Below are 23,223 nucleotides of genomic sequence, written 5' to 3' on the forward strand. Positions count from 1 at the left end.
TGCCTCACATCCGGAAGACGCCGAAGCCGCCGCGGGCGCCCTCGACCGGTGCCGTGTGGATCGCGGACAGGCACATCCCGAGGACGGCCCTGGTGTCGCGGGGGTCGATGACCCCGTCGTCGTACAGCCGCCCGGACAGGAACATGGGCAGGGACTCGGACTCGATCTGCTGCTCCACCATGGCGCGCAGTCCGGCGTCGGCCTCGTCGTCGTAGGGCAGGCCCCTGGCCGCGGCCGAGGCGCGGGCGACGATCGACAGGACGCCGGCGAGCTGCTGGGGGCCCATGACGGCGGACTTGCTGCTGGGCCAGGCGAAGAGGAAGCGGGGGTCGTAGGCGCGGCCGCACATGCCGTAGTGCCCGGCACCGTAGGAGGCGCCCATGAGGACGGACAGGTGCGGGACCCTGGAGTTCGACACCGCGTTGATCATCATCGCGCCGTGCTTGATGATGCCTCCCTGCTCGTACTCCTTGCCGACCATGTAGCCGGTGGTGTTGTGCAGGAAGAGGAGCGGGATGTCGCGCTGGTTGGCGAGCTGGATGAACTGCGCGGCCTTCTGCGACTCCTCGCTGAACAGCACCCCTTGCGCGTTGGCGAGGATCCCTACGGGATAGCCGTGGAGCCGGGCCCAGCCGGTGACCAGGCTCGTCCCGTACAGCGGCTTGAAGGCGTCGAAGTCCGATCCGTCGACGAGCCGGGCGATGACCTCGCACGGGTCGAAGGGGATCTTGAGGTCACCGGGCACGATCCCGATCAGCTCGTCCTCGTCGTACTTCGGCGGTTCGGCGGGCGCCGGATCTGCGTGCGACTTCCGCCAGTTGAGCCGGGCGACGATGCGGCGCGCCTGGCGCAGGGCGTCGTGCTCGTCGAGCGCGAAGTGGTCGGCGAGTCCCGAGGTGCGGGCGTGCATCTCGGCGCCGCCGAGCGATTCGTCGTCGCTCTCCTCGCCGGTGGCCATCTTCACCAGCGGTGGGCCGCCGAGGAAGACCTTCGACCGCTCCTTGATCATCACGGTGTGGTCGGACATGCCGGGGACGTACGCGCCTCCGGCGGTGGAGTTCCCGAAGACGACGGCGACGGTGGGGATGCCGGCCGCCGACAGCCGGGTGAGGTCGCGGAACAGCGCGCCCCCCGGGATGAAGATCTCCTTCTGCGAGGGCAGGTCGGCGCCGCCCGACTCGACGAGGCTGACGCAGGGCAGCCGGTTGGCGAAGGCGATCTCGTTCGCCCGCAGGGCCTTCCTGAGTGTCCACGGGTTGGAGGCGCCGCCGCGTACGGTCGGGTCGTTGGCGGTGATCAGGCACTCGACGCCTTCCACGGTCCCGATCCCGGTGACGAGTGAGGCGCCCGTCGCGTAGTCGCTGCCCCAGGCGGCGAGCGGGGACAGTTCGAGGAACGGTGTGTCCGGGTCGATCAGCAGCTCGATCCGCTCGCGGGCCAGCAGCTTTCCGCGCTCTCGGTGCCGCGTCACGTACTTCTCGCCGCCGCCCGCCAGCGCCTTGGCGTGTTCGGTGTCCAGCTCGGCGAGCTTCGCGAGCATGGCCTCGCGGTGGGCGGTGTATTCGGGTCCGGCGGTGTCGAGTGCGGTGGGCAGGACGGTCATGCGGTCACCTCCGGTTCTTCTAGGAGCGCTGTGGGGACGGGGAGGTGCCGGGACCGCAGCCACTCCCCCACCGCCTTGGCCTGCGGATCGAAGCGGGCCTGTGCGGCGACGCCCTCGCCGAGGAGGCCGTGGACGACGAAGTTCAGCGCCCGCAGGTTCGGCAGGACATGGCGTACGACGGTGAGCCCGGCGGTCTCCGGGAGCAGTTCCTGGAAGCGGGCGACGGTCAGCTCGTGGGCCAGCCACCGCCACGCGTCGTCGCCGCGCACCCACACGCCGACGTTGGCGTCGCCGCCCTTGTCACCGCTGCGGGCTCCGGCGACGCGGCCGAGCGGGGCGGTGCGGACGGGGCCGGGCGGCAGCGGGTCCGGGAGTCCGGGCTCCTCGACCGCTTCGAGCGCCCTGTGCGGTCCGGCCGGGGGCACGTCCTCCCGGTCCCCGTCCGGGAGGACGGCCACGTGCCCGACCTCCGCCACGGGTACGTACCTGGCCTCGAACACCCCGTACGGGGCGCCCTTTCCCGGCGGGGCGGTCAGGTGGAAGCCCGGGTAGCTGCCGAGGGCAAGCTCGACGGCCGCCCCGGACACCGCACGGCCCACGGTGTCCGCGTCCCGGTCGCGCACGACGAGGCGGAGCAGGGCGCCGGCGGTCTCCTCGGTGGCGGCATCGGGCCGGTCGGTGCGCACGAGCTCCCACCGCACCTCGGCGGGCTGCCGTCCGCCCCGGGCGAGGGCGTCGGCGAACTGGTCCTTCACGAGGCGTGCCTTGGCCTCGATGTCGAGGCCGGTCAGCACGAAGACGACCTCGTTGCGCCAGCCGCCGAGCCGGTTGAGCCCGACCTTGAGCGTGGGCGGCGGGGCCTCACCCCGGACTCCGGAGATCCGTACGCGATCCGGCCCGTCCGGTGTCAGCCGTACGGTGTCGAGCCGGGCGGTGACGTCCGGCCCGGCGTACCGGGCCCCGGCGGTCTCGTACAGCAGCTGGGCGGTGACGGTGCCGACGTCCACGACACCGCCCGTGCCGTCGTGCTTGGTGATGACGCTCGCCCCGTCCTCGTGGATCTCGGCGAGGGGGAATCCGGGCCTGCGGACGTCGTGGTCGCCGAAGAACGCGTAGTTCCCGCCCGTGGCCTGTGTCCCGCACTCCAGCACGTGCCCGGCGACGACGGCCCCGGCGAGGGCGTCGTGGTCCTCGGGCCCCCAGCCGAAGTGGGCGGCGGCGGGTCCGGTGACGAGGGCGGCGTCGGTGACGCGTCCGGTGACGACGATGTCGGCCCCGGCCCGCAGACAGGCCGCGATGCCCGCGCCGCCGAGGTAGGCGTTCGCGGTGAGGAATCCGTAGGGTGCGGGAAGGCTGTCGCCCTCGACGTGCGCGACCCGCACGGGCACGCCCACCGTGTCCGCCAACTTCCTCACGGCGTCGGCGAGTCCGGCCGGATTGAGCCCGCCGGCGTTGGTGACGATCTTCACGCCGCGCTCGTGGGCGAGGCCGAGACCGTCCTCCAGCTGCCGCAGGAAGGTGGAGGCGTAGCCGCGGGTGGGGTCCTTGATCCGGCTGCGACCGAGGATCAGCATGGTGAGCTCGGCGAGGTAGTCCCCGGTCAGGACGTCGAGGGAACCGCCGGTGAGCATCTCGCGTACGGCGTCGAAGCGGTCGCCGTAGAACCCGGAGGCGTTGCCGATCCGCAGCGGCCCCGGCCCCGTCATCGGTCACCCCTGGGGAGACGTCCTCGTCCGGCGGGTCCGGCGAAGGCCTGCGCGATGTCCAGCCAGTGGCCGGCGTCGGCGCCCACCGCCACCAGGGCGAGGTCGTCGCGGTGGGCGCGGTGGGTGACGAGCAGGCAGAAGTCGAGCAGGGGCCCGGTGACACGCTGGGCGGCGTCCTCGGGGCCGTACGCGTACGCCTGGCCGTCCGGTCCCTCCAGCTCCACCCGGAACGGCTCGCCGGGCGGCCTCTCGCCGTGCACGAAGTAGGCGTAGTCCCGGGCCCGCACCCCGATCCTGGCCACGTGCCGCAGCCGCGCGGTCGGCTTCCGGGCCGCCCCGAGGGCGTCGGCGACGTCCTGCGCGTGGGCCCAGGTCTCCATGATCCGCGCGGTCGCCATCGAGGCGACGCTCATGGGTGGCCCGTACCAGGGGAATCTGGCCCCGTCGGGTGCCTCCCGCAGCGCCCGGTGGAGCCGGTCCCGGCCCTCCCGCCACTGCACGAACAGGGCTTCGGGCGGCAGCCGCGCCACTCTCTCGGCGGCTGCCTCGTCGACGAAGGTGTCGGGGTCGGCGAGCGCCCTGTCGACCTCGGCGGCGAAGGCCTCGGGCTGGGTGACGGCGATCAGCGCGACCTCGTCGGTCCAGTTCAGGTGAGCGATCTGATGGGCTACGGTCCACCCCTCGGCGGGTGTCGGCCCGGCCCATCCTCCGGCGCCCAGTCCGGCGACCAGCAGGTCGAGTTCGTCGCTCTCCCGGCGCAGGTCGTCGAGCACGGCGACGGTGACGGCTGCGGCATCGGACACGGTGCGCTCCCTCGGGGCGTGGCGGTGTGCCCCGGAGCATGCCAGCGGCCCGGAAAACAAGCAAGCACGCTTGCATGGTTTTTTCGCAGGGAGCAACCACGCCTGGAGAAAGGCCGGTTCAGGTGGTGAGCGGTGGCCGGTTGTCGCCTCCACGTGGTCGGGGATGCCGTCGTGCCGATCACCCACGGTCGGCGTCCCGGCGGGCTCGGACATCAGGATGGCGGCGCCGGACGGGGCGGACGGCCCGTGCTCCGCGGGGGACGGTGAAGACCGCGCCGTGCGGGAGCAGGACCGTGCGCTCAGCAGCAGTTCGTGGAGCGCCCCATGCCCGACCTGCCGGACGAGTCCCTGGCGCCGGTGCCGGCCTGGAGCCCGGGAGCGGCTGGACTCACCCCTCACGGTGGCGGAGCCGGCGGCACGGGCGGCCGTCAGCCCCGCGACGCCGCACCGCCGCTTCCGTGCCCAGCTGGGCACGACGCCGCCGGCGTGGCTCACGGGGGAACGCCTCGCCCTGGCCTGCCGGCTGACCGAACGGGGCGAGGCCCGCCTGGAGGTGGTCGCCCGGCGCGGCGGGCTCGGCCATGCTCGCGTGCGACGGGCAGGTTTCCGGCGCCAGCGGTACCCCGACGAAGTACTGCGGCAGCGGTCGGGTCCGCCCGGCCTCGTCGGTACCGCAACCGTGGCTACGGCCCGCGCGCTGTGGCGGGCGGGCCGTAGCCAGGCCGAGGTGCCCTACGTATGGCAGGTGGTATTTTGGAGGCATGATAAAGACGACGGTGTACCTCCCGGAGGACCTGGAAGTGCGGCTGGACGCCGAGTCGTCGGCCACCGGGGTCAGCAAGGCCGAGCTGATCCGACGGGGCATCGCGATGCTCCTGGAGAACGCGGAGCGGCCCAAGGGGACCCGGAAGCTTCCGGTCTTCGACAGCGGGCGCCCGCTCAGCCCCGACGCGATGGACGACTCCGTCTACGAGCACATCAAGGAACGAGCGGCACGCCGTTGATCATCGTCGCCGACACGTCCGCCCTGTACGCCGCCTTCGACGCTGCACAGCCGGAGCACCACGAGGCAGCGAGGGTCCTGGAGCGTGAGCGGCTCGCCGTCTCGCCGCTCGTCGTCACCGAACTCGATCACCTGGTGCACCGGGATCTCGGCTTCCCGGCGGCGATGCAGGTGATGGAGGCCCTGAACTCACGCATGGCGGACGGCCAGTACAGGCTGGCCGAGCTGAAGTCCGCGGACCTCGGTGCGGCCCATCAGGTCCGCCGGACGTACGAGGGGCTGAGGCTTGATCTCGCGGACGCGGTGGGCGTCGTCCTCGCCGACCGGTACAGGACCGACCGCATCTTCACCCTCGACCAGCGGGACTTCCGGGCCATCACGCCTCTGACCCCCGGCTTCGCCTCGTTCCGCATCCTGCCGGCCGACGGCTGAGGGCCGGCCCGGGGCCTACTCCGTGCGGCCCCCCTCCGCCTGGGAGGGTTCGGTCCGTGGGACGTCCGGGTGGGTCTCGGAGGCCCGGCGGCGGTCGGTGGGTTCGTCGCGTTCGCCCTCGGCCTGCGAGGGGGTGTGCGCGTACAGCCCGTCGTACTCATCGGTTCCCTTCGTGGATCCCATGCGCGGGCCTCCTTCCTCAGGTCCCTTCCATCGTCCCTCTCCGCGAGGCGGCGCGCACCGCGCCCATGCTCGCGCCGATGACCAGGGCGATGGCCAGGGCGTCCGTCGTGGAGAGTGCCTGGTCGAGGATGAGGAAGCCGGCCGCGGCGGCGATGGCGGGTTCCAGGCTCATCAGGATCGCGAAGGTGGGAGCGGGCAGCCTGCGCAGGGCCATGAGCTCCAGGGTGTACGGGAGGACCGAGCTCAGCACGGCCACCGCCGCGCCCAGTGCCAGCGTGGACGGGACCAGGAGTCTCGATCCGGCCTCCATGATGCCGAGGGGCAGCGAGAGGACCGCCGCCACCACCATCGCCAGGGCCAGGCCGTCGGCCTGCGGGAAGCGGCGGCCGGTGCGTGCGCTGAAGACGATGTACGCCGCCCACATGGCGCCCGCCCCCAGCGCGTACGCCGCTCCGACCGGGTCCAGCCGGTCGAAGCCCCCGCCGCTCAGCAGGACGACGCCGCCGAGTGCCAGGCCCGCCCAGACCAGGTTGGCCAGGCGGCGGGAGGCGACCACCGAGAGGACCAGCGGGCCCAGCACCTCCAGGGTGACGGCGGCGCCCAGCGGGATGCGCTCGGCGGCCTGGTAGAAGAGCGTGTTCATCGCGCCCATCACGACGCCGAACGCCACCACCGTGCCCCAGTCCGCGCGCGAGTGACCGCGCAGCTTGGGGCGGCAGACGACCAGCAGGACGAGCGCGGCGGCGGCGAGACGCAGGGTGACCACACCGAGCGCGCCCGCCCTCGGCATCAGCAGGACCGCGACCGCCGCCCCGAACTGCACGGAGAGCCCGCCCGCGACCACCAGGGCGACCGGCCCGAGCGCCGCCCCGCGGGCGCCGGGGCGGCCATGACCGGGCTCGTCGAGCGCGGACACCGCCTCCGGTACGGCGACGGCTGCGGCCGGCTCTGCGGTGCTGCGCGGGTCGTTCACCTGACACCTTTCGGAAAGTTCACTGGAGTGCACTGAAAGGTCCACGATACGGCACCGGTGCCGCACCCTCCCCCTGCTCACGGTAGAGACGCGCGCGCCTCGCGTGAAATGCCGATTGCGCTCCCGTTATGCTCCCCACGCATGAGCACTGGACAGGGCGGCGGGCGCGGTATCGAGGTGCGCCATCTGCGCGCCTTCCTCGCGATCGCCGACGAGGGCAACGTCACACGGGCAGCCGGCAGGCTCCGGCTGACCCAGCCCGTCGTCTCGCGGACGCTGGCCGCCCTGGAGAGGCATCTGGGCGTCCGTCTCGTCGACCGGTCCACGCACCATCTCGCCCTCACCGCCGAGGGTGTCCTCTTCCGGGACAAGGCCGCCGCCGCGGTCGGCGCCTTCGACGAGGCCGTCGATCCCGGGCGGCCGCGTCACCGGCCGCTGCGGCTCGGGCACGCCTGGTCGGCGTTCGGCCCGTACACCACGCCGCTGCTGCGGACCTGGCAGGAGCGGGACCCGGCGACCCCGCTCGAACTGCGGCGGATCGACGACCGTACGGCGGGGCTGACGCGGGGCGAGGTCGACGCCGCGCTCCTGCGGGGGCCGGTGGACGCGCCGGGACTCGTCGCCGAGGTGCTGTTCACCGAGGCCCGGGTGGCCGCCGTCACCGCCGACGGGCCGCTCGCGGCCCACGGGTCGCTGACGCTTGCGGACCTGGCCGGGGACGCCGTCGTCCTGAACAGCGTCTCCGGCACCACCACGCTCGACCTGTGGCCCCGGGACGCGCGGCCGGTCGCCACGGTCACCGTCGCCAACACCGACGACTGGCTCGCCGCCATCGCCGCCGGGCGCGGGGCGGGGGTGTCCGGCGCGTCCACGGCCGACATGCATCCGCACGCCGGGGTCGCGTACCGGCTCCTCGACGACGCCCCGCCGCTGCCCGTCCTGCTGGCCCGCCGGGACGGTCCCGGCCACCCCGCGCTTCCGCGGCTCTTCGCGCTCGCACGGGAGATCGTCGAGCGCGGGCGCTGAGGCGCCCGCGGCAGCCGAGGGCCCGCCCCACGCGGCCCGGAGCCCCCGGACCCCCGCGAGAGGGCCGGGGGCTTCCGGGGTCCGGCGGGCCCGCGCCCGCACGGCCGGCGGGCCAGCGCGGGGGGCCTACTTCGCGCAGACCGCCTTGTCCGCCTGGACCTGCTGGATGTCGGCCGGGGCCTTGTCCGGGGCGGACAGCGGGGTGCCCGCCTCCGTGAAGTCGGGGCCCAGGGTCAGCACCATCGGGTCCATCTCGCCCGCGTCCGTCTTCGTCGGCTTCATGACCGAGGCCGACAGGCCCATCAGGTCGGCCAGCCGGCGCGCCTGGTCCGCCTGGTTGGGGGCGTAGACGAGCTGGGTCCTCTTGACGTCCTGGGGGGCGTTGGCCTTGTTGGTGGACTTCAGCACGCCCTCCTCGTTCTGCAGCCAGTCCAGGGCGTTCTGCGCGGACCCGGCCGGGGCACCGCCGTTGTAGACGTCGACCCGCACGTCCGCCGGGTCGGCCATCTCGCCCTTGAGCTTGGCGGCGGCCGCCGCCTTCGCCGCGGCCTTCTCCTGCTTCTCCACCGCGGTGAAGGAGACGTCCTCACGCATCATCGAGAACACCTGAGGCGCCTTGGACTCGTCGAGGATGACGGTGGCCTTGTCGTTCGGGTTGTCCAGCACCGGCACCGTGGTGAAGGTGATGTTCTTCGGGTCGACCGAGGCCAGCTCCATGCCCAGCTTGCGCAGCTCGTTTATCTCGGCGATCTTGTCGTCGACGGTGAGCGCCTTGGTGGCCGCCTCGGCGAGGCTCCACATCTTGGTGGGGCTGGTCAGGGTGTCGTTGGACTTCAGCTTGCGCATGAGCGAGCCCAGGAACTGCTGCTGGAGCTCGATCCGGCTCAGGTCGCTGCCGAAGCCGACGGAGTACCTGGTGCGCAGGAAGGACAGCGCGTCCTCGCCCTGGAGGTTGTGCTCGCCCTTCGTCAGCTTCAGGCGGGACTTCTTGTCGTTGATGTCCTTGTCGAGGCAGATCTCCACGCCGTCGACGGCGGTGGTCAGGGTCTTGACCGCGTTGAAGTCGGCCACCATGAAGTGGTCGACCTTCATGCCGGTCAGTTCCGTGACGGTGCGCATGGTGCAGCTGGGCGTCCGCTCGGACTGCCCGAGACTCGTGTTGAATCGGTCGCCCTCGGTCCCCGGGATGTCCTTCGTCGAGCCGTCGCTCTGCCTCGTCGGACAGTCCGGGATGGTCGCTATCAGGTCACGCGGAATGCTCAGCGCGGTGGCGTTCGTACGGTCCTTGGAGACGTGGAAGAGGATCGTCGTGTCGGCATGGCCGACGCTCTCCGCGTCCCCGTAACCCTCGTTCCCCGCACCGGTCCGCTTGTCGGTCCCGATCACCAGGATGTTGATGGGCCGGTCCTTGCTGAATCCGCCGGTCCCGGCGCCGTCGCTGGAGACGGACGTGATGTTGCCGTTGAAGTGCTCGTACACGAAGTAGCCCGTGGTCCCGACGCCCACCAGCAGGAACGCCAGTACGCCACCGGTCCACACCAGGGCCTTCTTCTTGCCGGACTTCTTCTGCTTCGTCCTGCGGCGCCCGGTGGACGTCGTGGCACCCCTGCCACCGGACCGGTTCGCGGCCCGCCCGCCCGGCTTCCGCTCCGGCTGCGCGTCGTCGTCGTCACGCGCGTCGGCGTCTCCGCGCCCGTCGCGCTGTCCCGGTACGGAGGCCCGCTCGCCCGGGGGCGGTGGTGCGGGCTTCGAGCGGCGGCGCGGCGACGGCGTGGCCGCGGCGCCTCCCGGGGAGGACGGTGCGACCGATCGCCCTGTGGAGGGGGTCAGTCGCAGTTCGTAATCACCGGTGTCCGGGTTGAGTACCCATTGGTCTGCGGGGTCGATTCCCTCGTCCCGCCCACGGCCTTGCGCGTCCACGGTTGCCTGCGTCCTCCGTCGGGGCCCACACGGCGCCTCCCCCTTCAAGGCGCGCGGTGTGTCATACGGCAGTGCGCGACCTGGGGGTCGGCTGCACCGGAGCGCTCACATTAGCTGGCCACCCGCTCCTGAGCGACGATCGTGATAAATCAAGCCCCCCATAGCGGGCGTAACACTACAAACGGCACTCATTCCCCGCTCGCCCCACTCGTTCACCCCCGCAACAGGACCTGCAACACCCGGCAAGAGTCGCCTTCAAGCCACATTCCAAACAGAAGTGGCCACAAGGAATCCCCAAACAACTCGCCAATTCTCCTATAGTTGCCGTGACTTGATCAGGAACAATCAGCTCCAGTTGTGGTTCTTTCACCCCAGCCGCGCCGAGTGTCCCGATTGTCCCTTCCCCCGAACCGTCCGCCCCGAGGACTCCGATTGCGCCCTTCACTCCGGCCAACCGCGCTCGCCCTGCTGATCTCGGCAGCCGTCACCGGTTCCCTGTGCCTGTGGGCGGTCGCCGCCGCTCCCACCTCGGTACGGACCCCGTTGTTCTGGGGAGCGAGCGCCGCTGCCGTACTGCTGTGCGCCGCGGTGACCGTCACCGTCCACACGCTCGCGACGGCACGCAACCTTCGCGCGTTGCGGGCCGCCGACTCCGAACGCTTCACCGCCGAGACCTCCCGGCTCGTCTCGTCCTCCGCCGCCGAGGCGCAGCGCTTCACCGCGGAGACGGCCCGGATCAGGGCCGCCGCCGCAGCCGAGACCGCCCGGGTCACCGCCGAGGCCAACGGCCTGGTCGCCCGCGCCACCGAGGAGGCCGCCGAGCGCGGCGGCCGTCTCACCGCCGAGGTCGCCCGGCTCACCGCCCGTGCCCGGCGCAGCGAGACCGAGCGCGCCGCGGCCGTCGCCGCCTGTGCCAACGCCGCGGGCCGCATGCAGGCCCTGTCCACGAGCATGCTGGCCGACCTGCGCGAGATGGAACACCGGCACACCGCCGAGGACGTGCTCGGGGACCTGCTGCACCTGGACCACCGCACCGCCCAGGCGGGCCGCCTCGCCGACTCCATCGCCGTGCTGACCGGTGCCCGCTCGGGGCGCCGCTGGGCGAAGCCGATCGTCATGGAGTCGATCCTGCGCGGCGCGATGGGCCGGATCGGCAGCTACCAGCGCATCCGCCTGCACTCCACCAGTGACGTGGCGATCGCCGGTCACGCCGCCGAGGGCGTCATGCACGCGCTCGCGGAGCTCCTCGACAACGCCGCCAACTTCTCGCCGCCCACCGCCGAGGTACATGTGTACGTCGAGGAGGTCCCGGCCGGCATCGTCGTCACCGTCGAGGACAGCGGCCTGGTGATGAGCGACGTGCAGCTGCGCCGCGCGGAGCGTGCCGTGTCCGCCGAGAACCAGGACCTCACGGGCCTCTCCGGCACCCGCCTCGGCCTCGCCGTCGTCGGCCGGCTGGCCCGCAAGCACGGTCTGACCGTCTCCTTCCGGCCGTCGGCGCGCGGCGGTACGGGCGCGCTGATGATGCTGCCGCAGGAGCTCATCTCCCGTGCCCCCGTCCCCGCACCGGCGGCTCCGGCCGGCCGCCCCGAGCCGGAACCGGACCACTCGTCGGCCGCCGCACCGGGCTCCGCCGAACCGTCGACCGGGTCCGCGACCGGGTCCGCGCCGGGTTCCGTGACCGTGGCCGCGCAGGACTCCACGCGGGAATCCGCGTCCGCGCCCGTCCCGGAGTCCGCGTCCGAGTCCACCGGTGCCGTGCCCCAGTTCGGTGACAGCGGTCTGCCCAAGCGCCGCCGCGGCCGCACCCTGGCCGCCGCCGAATCCCGTACCGGCAATGCCACTCCCGGCGGCGCCGACTCCCCCCGGCCCCGTGCCACCGACCCGAAGGTCCAGGCCGCGCGCTTCAGCACCTTCAGCCAGGCGGTACGAGCCAACTCCCCGCACCCGGAAGGCAACACCCGATGACCGCGACCACCGACGAGAAGCTCAACTGGCTGCTGGAGGGGCTCCTGGACCGCACGCCCGGCGCCCGGCACGCCCTGGTCCTGTCCCGGGACGGCCTGAAGCTGTGCCGTACCCCCGAGCTCTCCGTCGACCAGGCCGATCAGCTGGCCGCGATCTCGGCCGGGATCCAGAGCCTGTCGCACGGCGCCTCCATCGAGTTCGGTGACGGCACCGGCGGCGTACGGTCCGCGATGGCCGAGTTCTACGGCGGCGTGCTGTTCATCGTCGAGGCCGGCGCGGGCGCCCACCTCGCGGTCGTGGCGGCGGAGGACTCCGACGTCGGCCTCGTCGGCCACAACATGAGCGAACTCGTCGAGCAGCTCGGCGAATACCTCGTGGCCCCGCCCCGGAGCCCCGCCGAGGCGGACGACGCAGCGGCCCACGCCGCGGAAACCGCGGACGTATGACATCGGTGCCGCGCCCCCGCCCCGGACGCGACGACGATCCGGACCGGCTGTACACCCTCACGGGTGGCCGCAGCAGGTCCGACTCGGCCGCGTTCGACCTGGTGACGCTCGTCGTCGCCGAATGCGATCCGAACCCCGGGATGCAGTCGGAGCACGTCGCGATCCTGCGGATGTGCCAACGGCCCACCGCGGTGGTGGAGATCTCGGCAACCCTGAACCTGCCCGTCAGCATCGTCCGCATCATGCTCTGCGACCTGCTCGACACCGGCCGGATCAGCGCCCGCCACCCCCGTACTGCCCGTGTCGCGGACCGGCTCCCCGACACCGACACCTTGGAACAGGTACTCGTTGGACTCCGCAACCTCTGACCGTGCCGCCCTTCAGGCGACAGCCGACAACGGACTGAAGATCGTCGTCGTCGGCGGCTTCGGTGTCGGCAAGACCACCATGGTCCGTTCCGTGAGCGAGATCCGTCCGCTCAACACCGAAGAGACCATGACCCGCGCGGGCGAGGCCGTCGACCACCTCGACGGTGTGCAGTCGAAGACGTCCACCACGGTCGCCTTCGACTTCGGCCGGATCACCCTCGACGCGCGCTCGGTCCTCTACCTCTTCGGCGCCCCCGGACAGGAACGCTTCTGGTTCCTGTGGGACCGCCTCTTCTCCGGGACCCTGGGGGCCGTCGTCCTCGTCGACACCCGGCGTCTCGCCGACTCCTGGTACGCGATCGACCGGCTGGAGCACCACGGCACCCCGTTCATCGTCGCGTGCAACGACTTCGGCGGCCCGCTCCACTCCGAGCAGCAGATCCGCGAGGCGCTGGACCTCTCCCCCGACGTCCCGCTCGTCGAGTGCGACGCCCGGGACCGGTCCTCCAGCAAGTACGTCCTGATCACGCTCGTCGAACACCTCCACGCACTCTCCGTCGCCCGGGCGAAGGCCGCCGACGCGGCCCTGGCAGGAAGCCCTGCCCCGGCGGCCGCAAAGACCCCGGAGCCGACCCTGTGACCCGGTGCCCCGTGCCCCACGGTTCCGAACCCCTGTCGGGGCCACGGTTCCAGACCGACCCCGTGCAGCTGTACCGGGACATGCGCCGCGACCACGGCGCCGTGGCCCCGGTCGTGCTCGACGGGGACATACCCGCCTGGCTGATCGTCGGCTACCGCGAGCTTCACCAGGTCACCAACGACCCGGTGCTCTTCAGCCGGGACTCCGAGCTGTGGAACCAGTGGGACAACATCCCGGACGGCTGGCCGCTGCTGCCGATGATCGGCCGCAAGCAGCCGTCGATCCTCTACACGGTCGGTGAGCGGCACACCGTCCGCGCGGGCATGATCAGCAACGCCCTGGAGGCCGTCGACCCGTTCGCGCTGAAGGGGTACGCCGAGGAGTTCGCCGACAGCCTCATCGACGCGTTCTGCGCGACCGGGCGGACCGACATCATCGCCGAGTACGCGATGCTGCTCCCCGCCCGGGTCCTGGCGAAGCTCTACGGGTTCAGCGACGAGGTCGGGGGGCCGCTCGTGGGCGCGCTCAACGACATGATCAACGGCACCGAGCGGGCCCTGGCCGGCCAGCAGCACCTCGGCGGTGCCATGTTCCAGCTCCTCGCCGACAAGCACGCCGAGCCCGGCGACGACGTCGCCACCAGGATGCTGGAGGACCCGGGCGGCTTCACCGACGAGGAGGTCGCCCAGGACCTCATGGTCATGATGGCCGCCGGCCACCAGCCGACCGCCGACTGGATCGGCAACTCGCTGCGGCTGATGCTGACCGACGACCGCTTCGCCGCCTCGCTCTCCGGCGGCCGGCACAGCGTCGCCGAGGCGATGAACGAGGTCCTCTGGGAGGACACCCCCACCCAGAACGTGGCCGGCCGCTGGGCCTCCCGCGACACCCACCTCGGCGGACGCCACATCCGCGCCGGCGACATGCTGCTCCTCGGCATCGCCGCCGCCAACGGCGACCCGCAGGTACGCACCGACGGCTCCACGCTCACCGGTGGCAACAACGCCTTCCTCTCCTTCGGCCACGGCGAGCACCGCTGCCCGTTCCCCGCCCAGGAGACCGCCGAGGTCATCGCCCGTACGGGCATCGAGGTGCTCCTGGACCGGCTCCCGGACATCGACCTCGACGTGCCCGAGGAGCAGTTGACCCGGCGCCCGTCGCCGTGGCTGCGCGGACTGACGGACCTGCCGGTGCACTTCACCCCGACCCCCGCACTTGGAGGCCAGAAATGACCCGGATCGTCCTCGATCCCTTCGTCGCCGACCTCGACGGCGAGAGCGCCGCGCTGCGCGCCGCCGGTCCGCTGGCCGAGGTGGAGCTCCCCGGCGGGGTGCACTGCTACGCGGTCACGCATCACGCCGAGGCGCGTCAGCTGCTCACCGACAGCCGTGTGGTCAAGGACATCGATGTCTGGACCGCCTGGCAGCGCGGCGAGATCCCCATGGACTGGCCGCTGATCGGTCTGGCCAACCCGGGCCGGTCCATGCTGACCGTGGACGGCACGGAGCACCGCAGGCTGCGCACCCTGGTCGCGCAGGCGCTGACCGTGAAGCGGGTGGAGCGGCTGCGGGCGGGCATCGAGGCGCTGACGAACGCGAGCCTGGACCGGCTGGCCGCGCTGCCCAAGGGCGAGCGCGTCGACCTGAAGGCCGAGTTCGCCTACCCGCTGCCCATGAACGTCATCAGCGAGCTGATGGGCGTGGACGCGGCCGACCACCCGCGGCTGAAGGAGCTCTTCGAGAAGTTCTTCTCGACGCAGACCCCGCCCGAGGAGGTGCCGCAGATGATGGCGGACCTCGGCACCCTCTTCACGAAGATCGTGGACGGCAAGCGGGCGAACCCGGGCGATGACCTGACGAGCGCGCTGATCGCCGCCTCCGAGGGCGGCGACCACCTCACCGACGAGGAGATCGTCAACACACTGCAGCTGATCATCGCGGCCGGCCACGAGACCACGATCAGCCTGATCGTCAACGTCGTGGAGGCGCTCCAGACGCACCCCGAGCAGCGCGAGCGCGTGCTGAACGGGGAGGTGCCGTGGGAGAACGTGATCGAGGAGACCCTGCGCTGGAACACGCCCACCTCGCACGTCCTCATCCGGTTCGCGACCGAGGACATCGAGGTCGGCGACCGGATCCTGCCCAAGGGTGAGGCACTGATCGTCTCCTTCGGCGCGCTCGGCCGCGACGAGCGGCAGTACGGTCCGACCGCGGGGGACTTCGACATCACCCGCTCCCCGAACCGCCACATCGCGTTCGGCCACGGCCCGCACGTCTGCCCCGGTGCCGCGCTGTCCCGAATGGAAGCCGGTGTGGCCCTCCCCGCGCTGTACGAGCGCTTCCCCGAGCTGGACCTCGCGGTACCGGCCTCCGAGCTGCGCAACAAGCCGATCGTGACCCAGAACGACCTGTACGAGCTCCCGGTCGACCTGGGCTGACGGCCCGCCGCACACCGTCCACGGGCCGGGTGGTGCTCGTCTCATCCGACGGACACGGTCCCGGACCGGGTCACGGAGGGACTACGCTCCGGCTCGTGGCCGATATCCAGATTCCCGCTGACATCAAGCCCGCCGACGGACGTTTCGGCGCCGGACCCTCCAAGGTGCGGACGGAGGCGCTCGACGCGCTGGCCGCCACGGGCACCTCCCTTCTCGGTACGTCCCATCGCCAGGCCCCGGTCAAGAACCTGGTCGGCGAGGTACGTGACGGTGTGCGCAGCCTCTTCTCCCTCCCCGAGGGATACGAGGTCGTCCTGGGCAACGGCGGGTCCACCGCCTTCTGGGACGTCGCGACGCACGGTCTCATCGAGAACAAGTCCCAGCACCTGAACTTCGGCGAGTTCTCGTCCAAGTTCGCGAAGGCCGCCAAGCTCGCCCCGTGGCTGGCCGACCCGACCGTCATCGCCTCCGACCCGGGCACCCACCCGGACCCGAGGGCCGAGGCGGGCGTCGACGTCTACGCCTTCACCCACAACGAGACCTCCACCGGTGTCGCCGCCCCGATCACGCGGGTCGTCGGTGCCGACGAGGGTGCACTCGTTCTGGTGGACGCCACCTCCGGTGCGGGCGGCCTGCCGGTCGACATCACCCAGACGGACGTCTACTACTTCGCCCCGCAGAAGTCCTTCGCCTCCGACGGCGGCCTGTGGATCGGCGTCTTCTCCCCGGCGGCCCTGGAGCGCGCCGCGCGTGTCCACGCCTCCGGCCGGCACGTCCCGGAGTTCTTCTCGCTGCCCACGGCGATCGACAACTCCCTGAAGAACCAGACGTACAACACCCCGGCGCTCGCCACGCTCTTCCTGCTGAACGAGCAGCTGAAGTGGATGAACACCCAGGGCGGGCTTGACTTCACCACCGGCCGTACGGCCGCCTCGTCGCAGCACCTGTACGGCTGGGCCGAGGAGTCCAAGTACGCGACGCCGTTCGTCACCGACCCGGCGAAGCGCTCGCAGGTCATCGGCACGATCGACTTCGAGGACGGCATCGACGCGGCGGCGATCGCGAAGGTGCTCCGCGCCAACGGCATCGTCGACACGGAGCCCTACCGCAAGCTGGGCCGCAACCAGCTGCGCGTGGCGATGTTCCCGGCGATCGACCCGGCGGACGTCCAGGCGCTGACGGCCTGCGTCGACTACGTGATCGACAAGCTGTAGCACCGACGCGTACGGGGCGGCCCCGCACAGTGATGAGTGCGGGGCCGTCTCTGCTTCACTCGACCGGGTGGCGCACCGCCTACCGGACGAGTTCGTGCGTGCCGTCCTACGATGATGGTCTCGACTCCAGCCGTTCCAGGAGGCCCGCAATGTCTGCAGCCGCAGTCGAGCACCCCTGTGACGATGAGCCGTAACCCATGCTCGTGACGGCCGGCCACCTCATGGAGCTGCTTCCCCGGACGGCCCGCACGCCCGTGCGCTGACCAAGCTCATGCGGCCCTTCATCGGGGCCGGCCTCGACGACGGGGAGACAGAGGTCCTCCAGGGGATCGGCATGTGGCTGCCCAGCGGCCCCGAGGACTACGCCGTCCCGGACCTGGCCGTCGTCGACGCCGACTTCGACGAGCACCTGATCGAGAACAACCGCTACGACCCGGCCGTGTTCCGTCTCGTGCTGGAGGTCACCTCCAGTAATCACAACAACGATCTGCGCGACAAGGTCACCTCCTACGCCGAGGCGAAGGTCCCGGCGTACGTGATCGTCGACCGCAGGCACGGCCGGATCCATGTCCTGACCGCCCCCGCCGACGGCGCGTACGACAGCCACCAGGTCTACGCCCTCGGTCAGACGGTCACGCTGCCGGAGTCGATCGGCGCCGAGGTGACGCTCGACGTGGCCGCCCTGGTCAAGGCCGGACGCCCCCGCGCGTAAAGAGATTCCCCGCGAAGTCCGCGGCGGTGTCGCTGTCGAAATGGCCCATGCCCCAGGTCCCCGTCGGAGCCCCCTCCTCGGTCGGTGTCACCATCCTGCCGCCCACCACTGACAACCGGCCTCAGCCCAGGCCGGCCCCGGCCTCGTCCAGGCGCCACCGCACCTCGCCGTCCTCCCGTTCCTCGGTGGGTGCCAGTCCCGCCGCCGCGGCCACCGTGGCGGACGCGGTGTGGTCCGGGTGGATGTGGGCGATCACCGTACGGACCGTCCCCCCGTCCAGCAGGTGCCGGACCAGGGCGACCGCCGCCTCCTTCGCGTAGCCCAGGCCCTGCCGTTCGGCCCCGATCACCCAGGCCACCTCGGCCCGCGCACCGCGCACGGTCGCCTGTGCGTAGCCGGCCAGGCGGCCGTCGGTACGTACCCGGAGCACCCAGTTCCACCAGAGCTCGGCGGGGTCGGGCGAGCCTGCGCTCTGGCGGGCGTAGCGGGCGCGCAGGGTGTCGGCGTCCTCCGGGGCACCTCCCGTGTACGTGTGCAGGGAGGGGTCCGCGAGGACGGTGGCCATCTCGTCGGCGTACGCGGGATCGAGCGGCAGCGCGTCGAGGCGGGCGGTGGCGAAGGGTTCTGGTCCGGGCATGGGCACGACCCTGGCAGCTGGGGCAGGCGGGCGGCACGGGTGGGTGCCCCATGACCGTTCGACCACGTCCGGGCGCGTCCCGCACCGGGGCGGCGCGGGACGCGTCCGCACGTCAGTGGCGTACCACCGCGGCCTCCGGGGGCAGGTCCTCGGGCAGCAGCAGCCGCAGGTCGTCCAGGCCGGGGGCGGACATCGCGCCTATGCGGCCCGCGTGCCGGGTCATCATCCCCTCCAGGACCTGGCGGGCCGTACGCGCGTTGCCGAAGGCGTTGTCGCGCGGCAGGGAGTCCATGTAGTCGCGCAGGGCGGCCATGGCCGCCGGGGAGCAGTCGTAGCCGTAGCCGGTGGCCTGCTTGACCAGAATCTCCAGCAGGTCGTCCGTGGAGTAGTTCTCGAACTCCACCGTCCGCGAGAAACGCGAGGCCAGGCCGGGGTTGGAGTCGAGGAAGCGGCGCATCTCGCGTGTGTAGCCGGCGGCGATGACGACGACCTCGTCGCGGTGGTCCTCCATCAGCTTCAGGAGCGTGTCGACGGCCTCCCGGCCGAAGTCCGACGTCGCGCCCTCCGGGGTGAGCGTGTACGCCTCGTCGACGAACAGCACACCGCCCATGGCGCGCTCGAACGCCTCCTTGGTGAGCTGCGCGGTGTGACCCACGTACCGTCCCACCAGGTCGGCGCGGGCGACCTCGACCAGCTGGCCCTTGGGCAGGACACCGAGGGAGCGCAGCAGGTCCGCGTAAAGGCGCGCGATCGTGGTCTTACCCGTACCGGGGGGCCCGGAGAAGATGAGGTGGTTGCTGATCCTCGGGGTGGGCAGGCCGGCGGCCTTGCGTTGTTTCGTCGCGGTGAGCAGGTTGACCAGGGCGGTCACCTCGTTCTTGACCGCCGTGAGGCCGGTCATGGCGTGCAGCTCCGCGAGCAGTTGTTCGGAGCCGGGGCCGTCGTCCGCAGCGGCGCCGCCGTCCGTCGCCACGTCATCGGGCAGCAGGAGGGTGAGGTCGCTCTCCGCCGGGTTCGTCATGGAGGCGAGCCGGGAGGCCTGCCGGTCCACCATCTCCTCGAACACCCGGCGCGCGGCACGGCCGTTGCCGAACGTGGCGTCACGCGGCATGCGTTCGTAGTGCAGGGCGAGAACGTCCCGGGTCCGGGGGTCGAGTGCGTAGCGGTGCCCCGTGCACATGTTCTCGGTGATCGTGACCAGCTCGTCGACCGAGTAGTTGGCGAACTCGATGGTGCGGGTGAAGCGGGAGGCCAGGCCAGGGTTGGAGGTGAGGAAGGTGCTCATCTCGCCGGTGTATCCGGCGGCGATGACGGCCACGTCGTCGCGGTGGTCCTCCATCAGCTTCAGCAGCGTGTCGACCGCCTCCCGGCCGAAGTCGGCGCCGGAGCCCTTGCTGTCGGAGAGCAGCGTGTACGCCTCGTCGATGAACAGCACACCGCCGAGGGCCTCGTTGAACGCCTCGGTCGTCTTGATGGCCGTACCGCCGATGACCTGTGCGACCAGGTCGGCCCGGGAGACCTCGACCAAGTGCCCGGATCTCAGGACTCCCAGATCAGCGAGGATGCCGCCGTACAGCCGGGCCACCGTGGTCTTACCGGTGCCGGGCGGTCCGGAGAAGACGAGGTGTCGGCTCATCTGGGGTACGGGCATGCCCAGTTGCGCGCGGCGCTGGTTGAGCTGGTTGAGGTTGACGAGGGTCCGCACCTGGTCCTTGACCTCGGTCAGGCCGACCAGCGACTCCAGCTCCTCCAGCGGGCCCTCGGGCCCCTTGGCGGAGTCACCGGCCCCGCCGTTCGCGGCATCCAGCGGCAGGGTGTCGCCCCACGCGTCCGGGGTCACGTTGCCCGCGCTGTTCAGGCCCTCCACCGTGAGCCGTTCGTTCACCCTCGTCTGCTTGAGGCCCGCGCCCCGGTTGTCGCGGACGGCGCAGTCGGTGATCGTGACGGGCTCGGCGCTGTCGACCCGGATGCCGTCGCCGACGCTGCCGATGACCTGGGAGGAGGTGAGGGTGGCGCGGGCTCCGTCGGAGAGCAGGACGCCGTGGGCGCCGCTGTCGGTGACGTGGACGCGCAGGACGGCGAGCTGGCCGCCGTTGTCCACCGTGACACCGCCGGCCTTGGCGGACTCGATACGGCAGTCCTGGAGGGCGGCCCGTCCCTGCGGGCCGATGGAGACGGTGGCGTCGGTCGCCTCCCGCATGACCGTTTCGCGGATGTCGGGGTTGCCGCCCGAGACGATCCGTACCGCGGCCCCGCCCGCCCGGTCTATCTCGCAGTGCTCCAGCCGGCCGCGCCCGTCCTCGGTCACCTCGACGCCGTGGCCGCCCGGCGAGGTGATCCGCGCGCGGCGCAGCAGCGGGTCGGCGCCGGTGCGTATCCGTATGCCGGTGCCGGCCGAGTCCGTGACCAGCAGGTCGTCGAACTCCGCCGACGACTCCTCCTCCAGCAGCACGGCGCCGCCCACGTCCGCGCAGTCGCGCACCGCGCAGCCGAGCAGGGAGGGCGCGCTGGAGGTGGTCACCCGGATCGCGGCCGTGGTGGAGGTGTCGAACTGGCAGTCCTGGAAGGTGCCCCTGGAGCGCTCGGTGACGGTGAGGCCGTTGCCCTCGGTGCGTGAGGTACGGCAGTTGAGGAATTCCGGGTCGGCGCTCGCGGCCAGCATGATGCCGGGCCCCGAGGTGTCGCTGACGGTGACGTGTTCCAGCACCGGGCGGGCGGAACTGGTGATGTAGACGCCGACGGTGGTGTCGTGCACCGAGGTGCGCACGATCCTGGTGCTGCTGCTGCCCTCCAGGGCGATGGACGGCTTCTGCGTGCCGGAGATGTCGCAGTCCTCCACCAGGCCCTGCGCCTCGTCGGAGGTCAGCACGCCGTTGGCGCGGGCGTCACGGATCCGGCAGTCCCGTACCGTCGTCCGCGCCTCCGCGCCGATGACGACGCCGGACGTGCCGAGGTTCTCGATGAGGCAGCCGGCGATGACGCTGCCCGTGGGCGCGGAGTCCACGATCCCGGCGCCCTTCGGGTTGCTGACCCGGCAGTCGCGCATGGCCACCGAGCCGGTGTCGCGGGCCAGGACGGCCGTCCAGCCGGAGCCGATGACCGTACAGCCGTCCATCGCGATCTGGCCGCGCGGCGCGTCGACCACCGGCAGGTCCTCGCTCCCGCCTCGCAGCGTCAGGTCGGTGAGCATGACGGCGTCGGCGACGAGGATGACGGCGGAGCCCCGGCGCGGACAGATGTCGACGCTGCCCGGGTCCCCGTCGGCGACGATGGTGACCCGCGTCCTGACCGTGAGGTTCTCCGGGTAGCGGCCGGGCTGTACCCGGATCACCGCACCCGTGCGTGCCTGGTCCAGGGCATCACCGATCGTACGGAAGCTGTCCGGCTGTCCCGACCCGACCCTGAGCAACTGCCGTGACACGCTCGTTCCTCCTCATCGTGGTGTCGCCGCCGCGCGTCTCTCCCACCCGCGGGGCAACAGGAACTGTTCCGCGTCCGGGTGGGTACGGCTGTGCGCACGCGACGAAGGCTACGGGACCGGTATGGCGATGTTCCAGAAAGGACCGGGGAGTTCGGACGAGATCAGGTGACTTCGGACGAGTACACGATGAGTCAGCACGGTTGGTGGGCCGCTGGGGTGGTACGGCGGAAGTGGTTGCGGCGAGACGATGTGTCGCACGTCACACAGGCCGACGCGTGCGTACGCCCCGTGGGTGAGCCCCGTGGACGACCGCCGTACATCCCGGTCGTCGTCCGCGGTCACGTCCCGATCGACGCTCCGTCACACGCGGCACCTATCATACGCGCCATGCCCCGCGCCCGAATTCCCTCCCGCCGCCGCCCCCGGGCCTCGGCTGTGGCCGCCACCCTGCTGATGACCGCGGCCGCGCTGGGCGCCCTCGGGACCGGGCCCGCCGCGGCCGACTCCGTGAGTCTGCCGCTCGTCCGCTCCGCCCTGGCGGAGGACGAGCTGTGCGCCTCGGTCTCGAGCAAGAAGGCAACGGCCGAGCCCTGGACGCTGGGCGCCCTGGGCATGTCCCGCGCCCGGCCGCTCTCCCAGGGTTCCGGGACGACGGTCGCGGTCGTGGACACGGGGGTCGCCGAGGGTGCGCCCGCGCTGTCGGGGCGGGTGACCGCGCTCGGGACGGCCGGCGAGGACTGCGTCGGACACGGCACGTTCGTGGCCGGCCTGATCGCGGCGAAGCCCGGCGACGACGGGGGCCCGGCGGGGCTGGCGCCGCAGGCCAGGATCCTGGCCGTACGCGGCACGGGCGAGCGCGGCGAGACCTCGGTGGACCAGGTCGCCGACGGGATACGCCAGGCGGCGGACGAGGGCGCCGCCGTCATCTACGTCGCCGCGGCCCTGGCCGACGGCAAGGCGCAGCTGACGGACGCGGTCGCGTACGCGAGCGGCAAGGACGCCCTGGTGGTGGCCCCGGTGGCACCCGACGCGCTGCCGAGGAACGCCGAGCCGGCGCCCTGGTACTGGCCCGCGTCGGCTCCGGGCGCACTGGCGGTGATGGACTACGGGCCGGACGGCGGGCGGCCGGCCGACGCGCCCCTGGTGGGCGGAGCGGACCTGGCCGCGCCCGGCGACTCGGTGGTGAGCATCGGCCCGAAGGGCTCGGGCCACTTCATCGGCTCGGGCGCCTCGTTCGCCGCCGCGCACGTGGCGGGGGCGGCGGCGCTGGTGCGGGCGCGCTACCCGGAGTTGAAGGCCGCGGAGGTCTCGCGCCGCCTGACGGAGGCGGCGTACCCGGCGGCCCCGCCCCGCCTCGACCCGTACGCGGCGCTGACGACCGTACTGACGGACGCGAAGGGCGCGACGCCCCGGCCGGAACCCGCGGTGGTACCGGCCCCGCCCGCCGCGGAGCCGCGCACCCGCGCGCTGGTGGTGGCGGCGGCGGGTGCCGGGCTGCTGCTGCTGGTCGCGGCGGGCGCGGTGGTGATCCCGCGCGGCCGGGCACGGAACTGGCGCCCGGCGGGCAGCTGACGGGGCCTGCTCCCCGGACACCTGCTCCCGCGCCGGGCCCGGTGCGGGACCTCGCTGGAACACGGGAGCCGACGGGACCCCCGAAGAGGCGGTGCGGGGGCGCCCCCGAGGGTGCTTAGGGCCGGCATAGGCCGGCCGCAGGGGCGGGGCGCCCGAAAG

The 23,223-nt window shown here is 72.1% G+C and carries 20 protein-coding genes and 2 pseudogenes; 13 read left to right on the forward strand and 9 right to left on the reverse strand.

The features are described 5' to 3' along the window. Positions 1–4: 4 nt before the first annotated feature. The 3 genes from ACFWVP_RS17305 to ACFWVP_RS17315 are packed head-to-tail and all read right to left on the reverse strand — an operon-like array spanning position 5 to position 4,112. Entirely contained in the window at positions 5–1,603 is a 1,599-nt protein-coding gene (locus ACFWVP_RS17305) for an acyl-CoA carboxylase subunit beta (protein ID WP_384497486.1), read from the reverse strand. After that, positions 1,600–3,309 (reverse strand): acyclic terpene utilization AtuA family protein, encoded by a 1,710-nt coding sequence (locus tag ACFWVP_RS17310; protein WP_384497488.1) that lies wholly within the window; start codon positions 3,307–3,309, stop codon positions 1,600–1,602. Before ACFWVP_RS17310 ends, ACFWVP_RS17305 begins: the two co-directional genes overlap by 4 nt. Further along, positions 3,306–4,112: a TIGR03084 family metal-binding protein gene (locus tag ACFWVP_RS17315; RefSeq protein WP_384497490.1), complete on the reverse strand. Its 807-nt coding sequence runs from the start codon at positions 4,110–4,112 to the stop codon at positions 3,306–3,308. Before ACFWVP_RS17315 ends, ACFWVP_RS17310 begins: the two co-directional genes overlap by 4 nt. Before the next feature lie 300 nt (positions 4,113–4,412). On the opposite strand from ACFWVP_RS17315, the pseudogene ACFWVP_RS17320 reads away from it, so the two are divergent. The 3 genes and pseudogenes from ACFWVP_RS17320 to ACFWVP_RS17330 form a co-directional block, all read left to right on the forward strand. Next, positions 4,413–4,767, forward strand: a pseudogene (locus tag ACFWVP_RS17320) (helix-turn-helix domain-containing protein); the annotation flags it as partial. A gap of 106 nt (positions 4,768–4,873) precedes the next feature. Then, on the forward strand, positions 4,874–5,116 hold the full coding sequence (locus tag ACFWVP_RS17325) for a CopG family transcriptional regulator (RefSeq protein WP_384497491.1): 243 nt from the start codon (positions 4,874–4,876) through the stop codon (positions 5,114–5,116). Further along, positions 5,113–5,547: a PIN domain-containing protein gene (locus ACFWVP_RS17330; RefSeq protein WP_384497493.1), complete on the forward strand. Its 435-nt coding sequence runs from the start codon at positions 5,113–5,115 to the stop codon at positions 5,545–5,547. Before ACFWVP_RS17325 ends, ACFWVP_RS17330 begins: the two co-directional genes overlap by 4 nt. Positions 5,548–5,562: 15 nt before the next feature. On the opposite strand, the gene ACFWVP_RS17335 is transcribed toward ACFWVP_RS17330, so the two are convergent. Both ACFWVP_RS17335 and ACFWVP_RS17340 read right to left on the reverse strand, forming a co-directional pair. Beyond that, positions 5,563–5,730 (reverse strand): hypothetical protein, encoded by a 168-nt coding sequence (locus ACFWVP_RS17335; RefSeq protein ID WP_384497494.1) that lies wholly within the window; start codon positions 5,728–5,730, stop codon positions 5,563–5,565. A gap of 16 nt (positions 5,731–5,746) precedes the next feature. Next, positions 5,747–6,703 carry a DMT family transporter gene (locus ACFWVP_RS17340; protein ID WP_384497496.1) on the reverse strand — a complete coding sequence of 319 codons (957 nt, stop codon included), beginning with the start codon at positions 6,701–6,703 and terminating at the stop codon, positions 5,747–5,749. A gap of 141 nt (positions 6,704–6,844) precedes the next feature. Between ACFWVP_RS17340 and ACFWVP_RS17345 the strand changes: the two genes are divergently transcribed. Then, the gene (locus tag ACFWVP_RS17345; protein ID WP_384497497.1) at positions 6,845–7,729 is read left to right on the forward strand and encodes a LysR family transcriptional regulator; all 885 of its coding nucleotides are present in this window, start codon (positions 6,845–6,847) and stop codon (positions 7,727–7,729) included. 126 nt (positions 7,730–7,855) lie between these two features. Here ACFWVP_RS17345 and ACFWVP_RS17350 read toward each other — a convergent pair whose 3' ends face one another. Then, positions 7,856–9,649: an LCP family protein gene (locus ACFWVP_RS17350; RefSeq protein ID WP_384497499.1), complete on the reverse strand. Its 1,794-nt coding sequence runs from the start codon at positions 9,647–9,649 to the stop codon at positions 7,856–7,858. Positions 9,650–10,081: 432 nt separating this feature from the next. Here ACFWVP_RS17350 and ACFWVP_RS17355 point away from each other — a divergent pair, with 432 nt between their 5' ends. From ACFWVP_RS17355 to ACFWVP_RS17390, 8 genes and pseudogenes are all read left to right on the forward strand, one after another. After that, entirely contained in the window at positions 10,082–11,617 is a 1,536-nt protein-coding gene (locus tag ACFWVP_RS17355) for a sensor histidine kinase (protein WP_384497501.1), read from the forward strand. Further along, positions 11,614–12,063 carry a roadblock/LC7 domain-containing protein gene (locus tag ACFWVP_RS17360; RefSeq protein WP_384497503.1) on the forward strand — a complete coding sequence of 150 codons (450 nt, stop codon included), beginning with the start codon at positions 11,614–11,616 and terminating at the stop codon, positions 12,061–12,063. The genes ACFWVP_RS17355 and ACFWVP_RS17360 overlap by 4 nt, the downstream gene beginning before the upstream one ends. Then, positions 12,060–12,431, forward strand: coding sequence for a DUF742 domain-containing protein (locus tag ACFWVP_RS17365; protein ID WP_384497505.1), 372 nt, complete (start codon positions 12,060–12,062; stop codon positions 12,429–12,431). Before ACFWVP_RS17360 ends, ACFWVP_RS17365 begins: the two co-directional genes overlap by 4 nt. After that, entirely contained in the window at positions 12,412–13,071 is a 660-nt protein-coding gene (locus ACFWVP_RS17370; protein ID WP_384497507.1) for an ATP/GTP-binding protein, read from the forward strand. The genes ACFWVP_RS17365 and ACFWVP_RS17370 overlap by 20 nt, the downstream gene beginning before the upstream one ends. Then, positions 13,068–14,303, forward strand: coding sequence for a cytochrome P450 (locus ACFWVP_RS17375; protein WP_384497509.1), 1,236 nt, complete (start codon positions 13,068–13,070; stop codon positions 14,301–14,303). Before ACFWVP_RS17370 ends, ACFWVP_RS17375 begins: the two co-directional genes overlap by 4 nt. Continuing rightward, entirely contained in the window at positions 14,300–15,508 is a 1,209-nt protein-coding gene (locus ACFWVP_RS17380) for a cytochrome P450 (protein ID WP_384497511.1), read from the forward strand. The genes ACFWVP_RS17375 and ACFWVP_RS17380 overlap by 4 nt, the downstream gene beginning before the upstream one ends. A gap of 95 nt (positions 15,509–15,603) precedes the next feature. Beyond that, positions 15,604–16,722: a phosphoserine transaminase gene (serC, locus tag ACFWVP_RS17385; protein ID WP_384497513.1), complete on the forward strand. Its 1,119-nt coding sequence runs from the start codon at positions 15,604–15,606 to the stop codon at positions 16,720–16,722. 197 nt (positions 16,723–16,919) lie between these two features. After that, positions 16,920–17,434 (forward strand): annotated as a pseudogene (locus ACFWVP_RS17390) (Uma2 family endonuclease). Here the strand turns inward: ACFWVP_RS17390 and ACFWVP_RS17395 are convergent. The 3 genes from ACFWVP_RS17395 to ACFWVP_RS17405 all read right to left on the reverse strand — a co-directional run bounded on the left by ACFWVP_RS17395 (position 17,409) and on the right by ACFWVP_RS17405 (position 21,492). Next, positions 17,409–17,528: a DUF4259 domain-containing protein gene (locus tag ACFWVP_RS17395; RefSeq protein ID WP_384497515.1), complete on the reverse strand. Its 120-nt coding sequence runs from the start codon at positions 17,526–17,528 to the stop codon at positions 17,409–17,411. The pseudogene ACFWVP_RS17390 and the gene ACFWVP_RS17395 sit on opposite strands and share 26 nt — an antisense overlap. 27 nt (positions 17,529–17,555) lie before the next feature. After that, positions 17,556–18,071, reverse strand: coding sequence for a GNAT family N-acetyltransferase (locus ACFWVP_RS17400; protein WP_384497516.1), 516 nt, complete (start codon positions 18,069–18,071; stop codon positions 17,556–17,558). 112 nt (positions 18,072–18,183) lie between these two features. Next, positions 18,184–21,492 carry a right-handed parallel beta-helix repeat-containing protein gene (locus ACFWVP_RS17405; protein ID WP_384497518.1) on the reverse strand — a complete coding sequence of 1,103 codons (3,309 nt, stop codon included), beginning with the start codon at positions 21,490–21,492 and terminating at the stop codon, positions 18,184–18,186. 387 nt (positions 21,493–21,879) lie between these two features. Between ACFWVP_RS17405 and ACFWVP_RS17410 the strand changes: the two genes are divergently transcribed. After that, positions 21,880–23,064, forward strand: a complete 1,185-nt coding sequence (locus tag ACFWVP_RS17410; protein WP_384497519.1) for a S8 family serine peptidase — start codon at positions 21,880–21,882, stop codon at positions 23,062–23,064. Positions 23,065–23,223 lie beyond the last annotated feature (159 nt).

Source organism: Streptomyces sp. NPDC058637 (assembly GCF_042717325.1).
GTDB lineage: Bacteria > Actinomycetota > Actinomycetes > Streptomycetales > Streptomycetaceae > Streptomyces.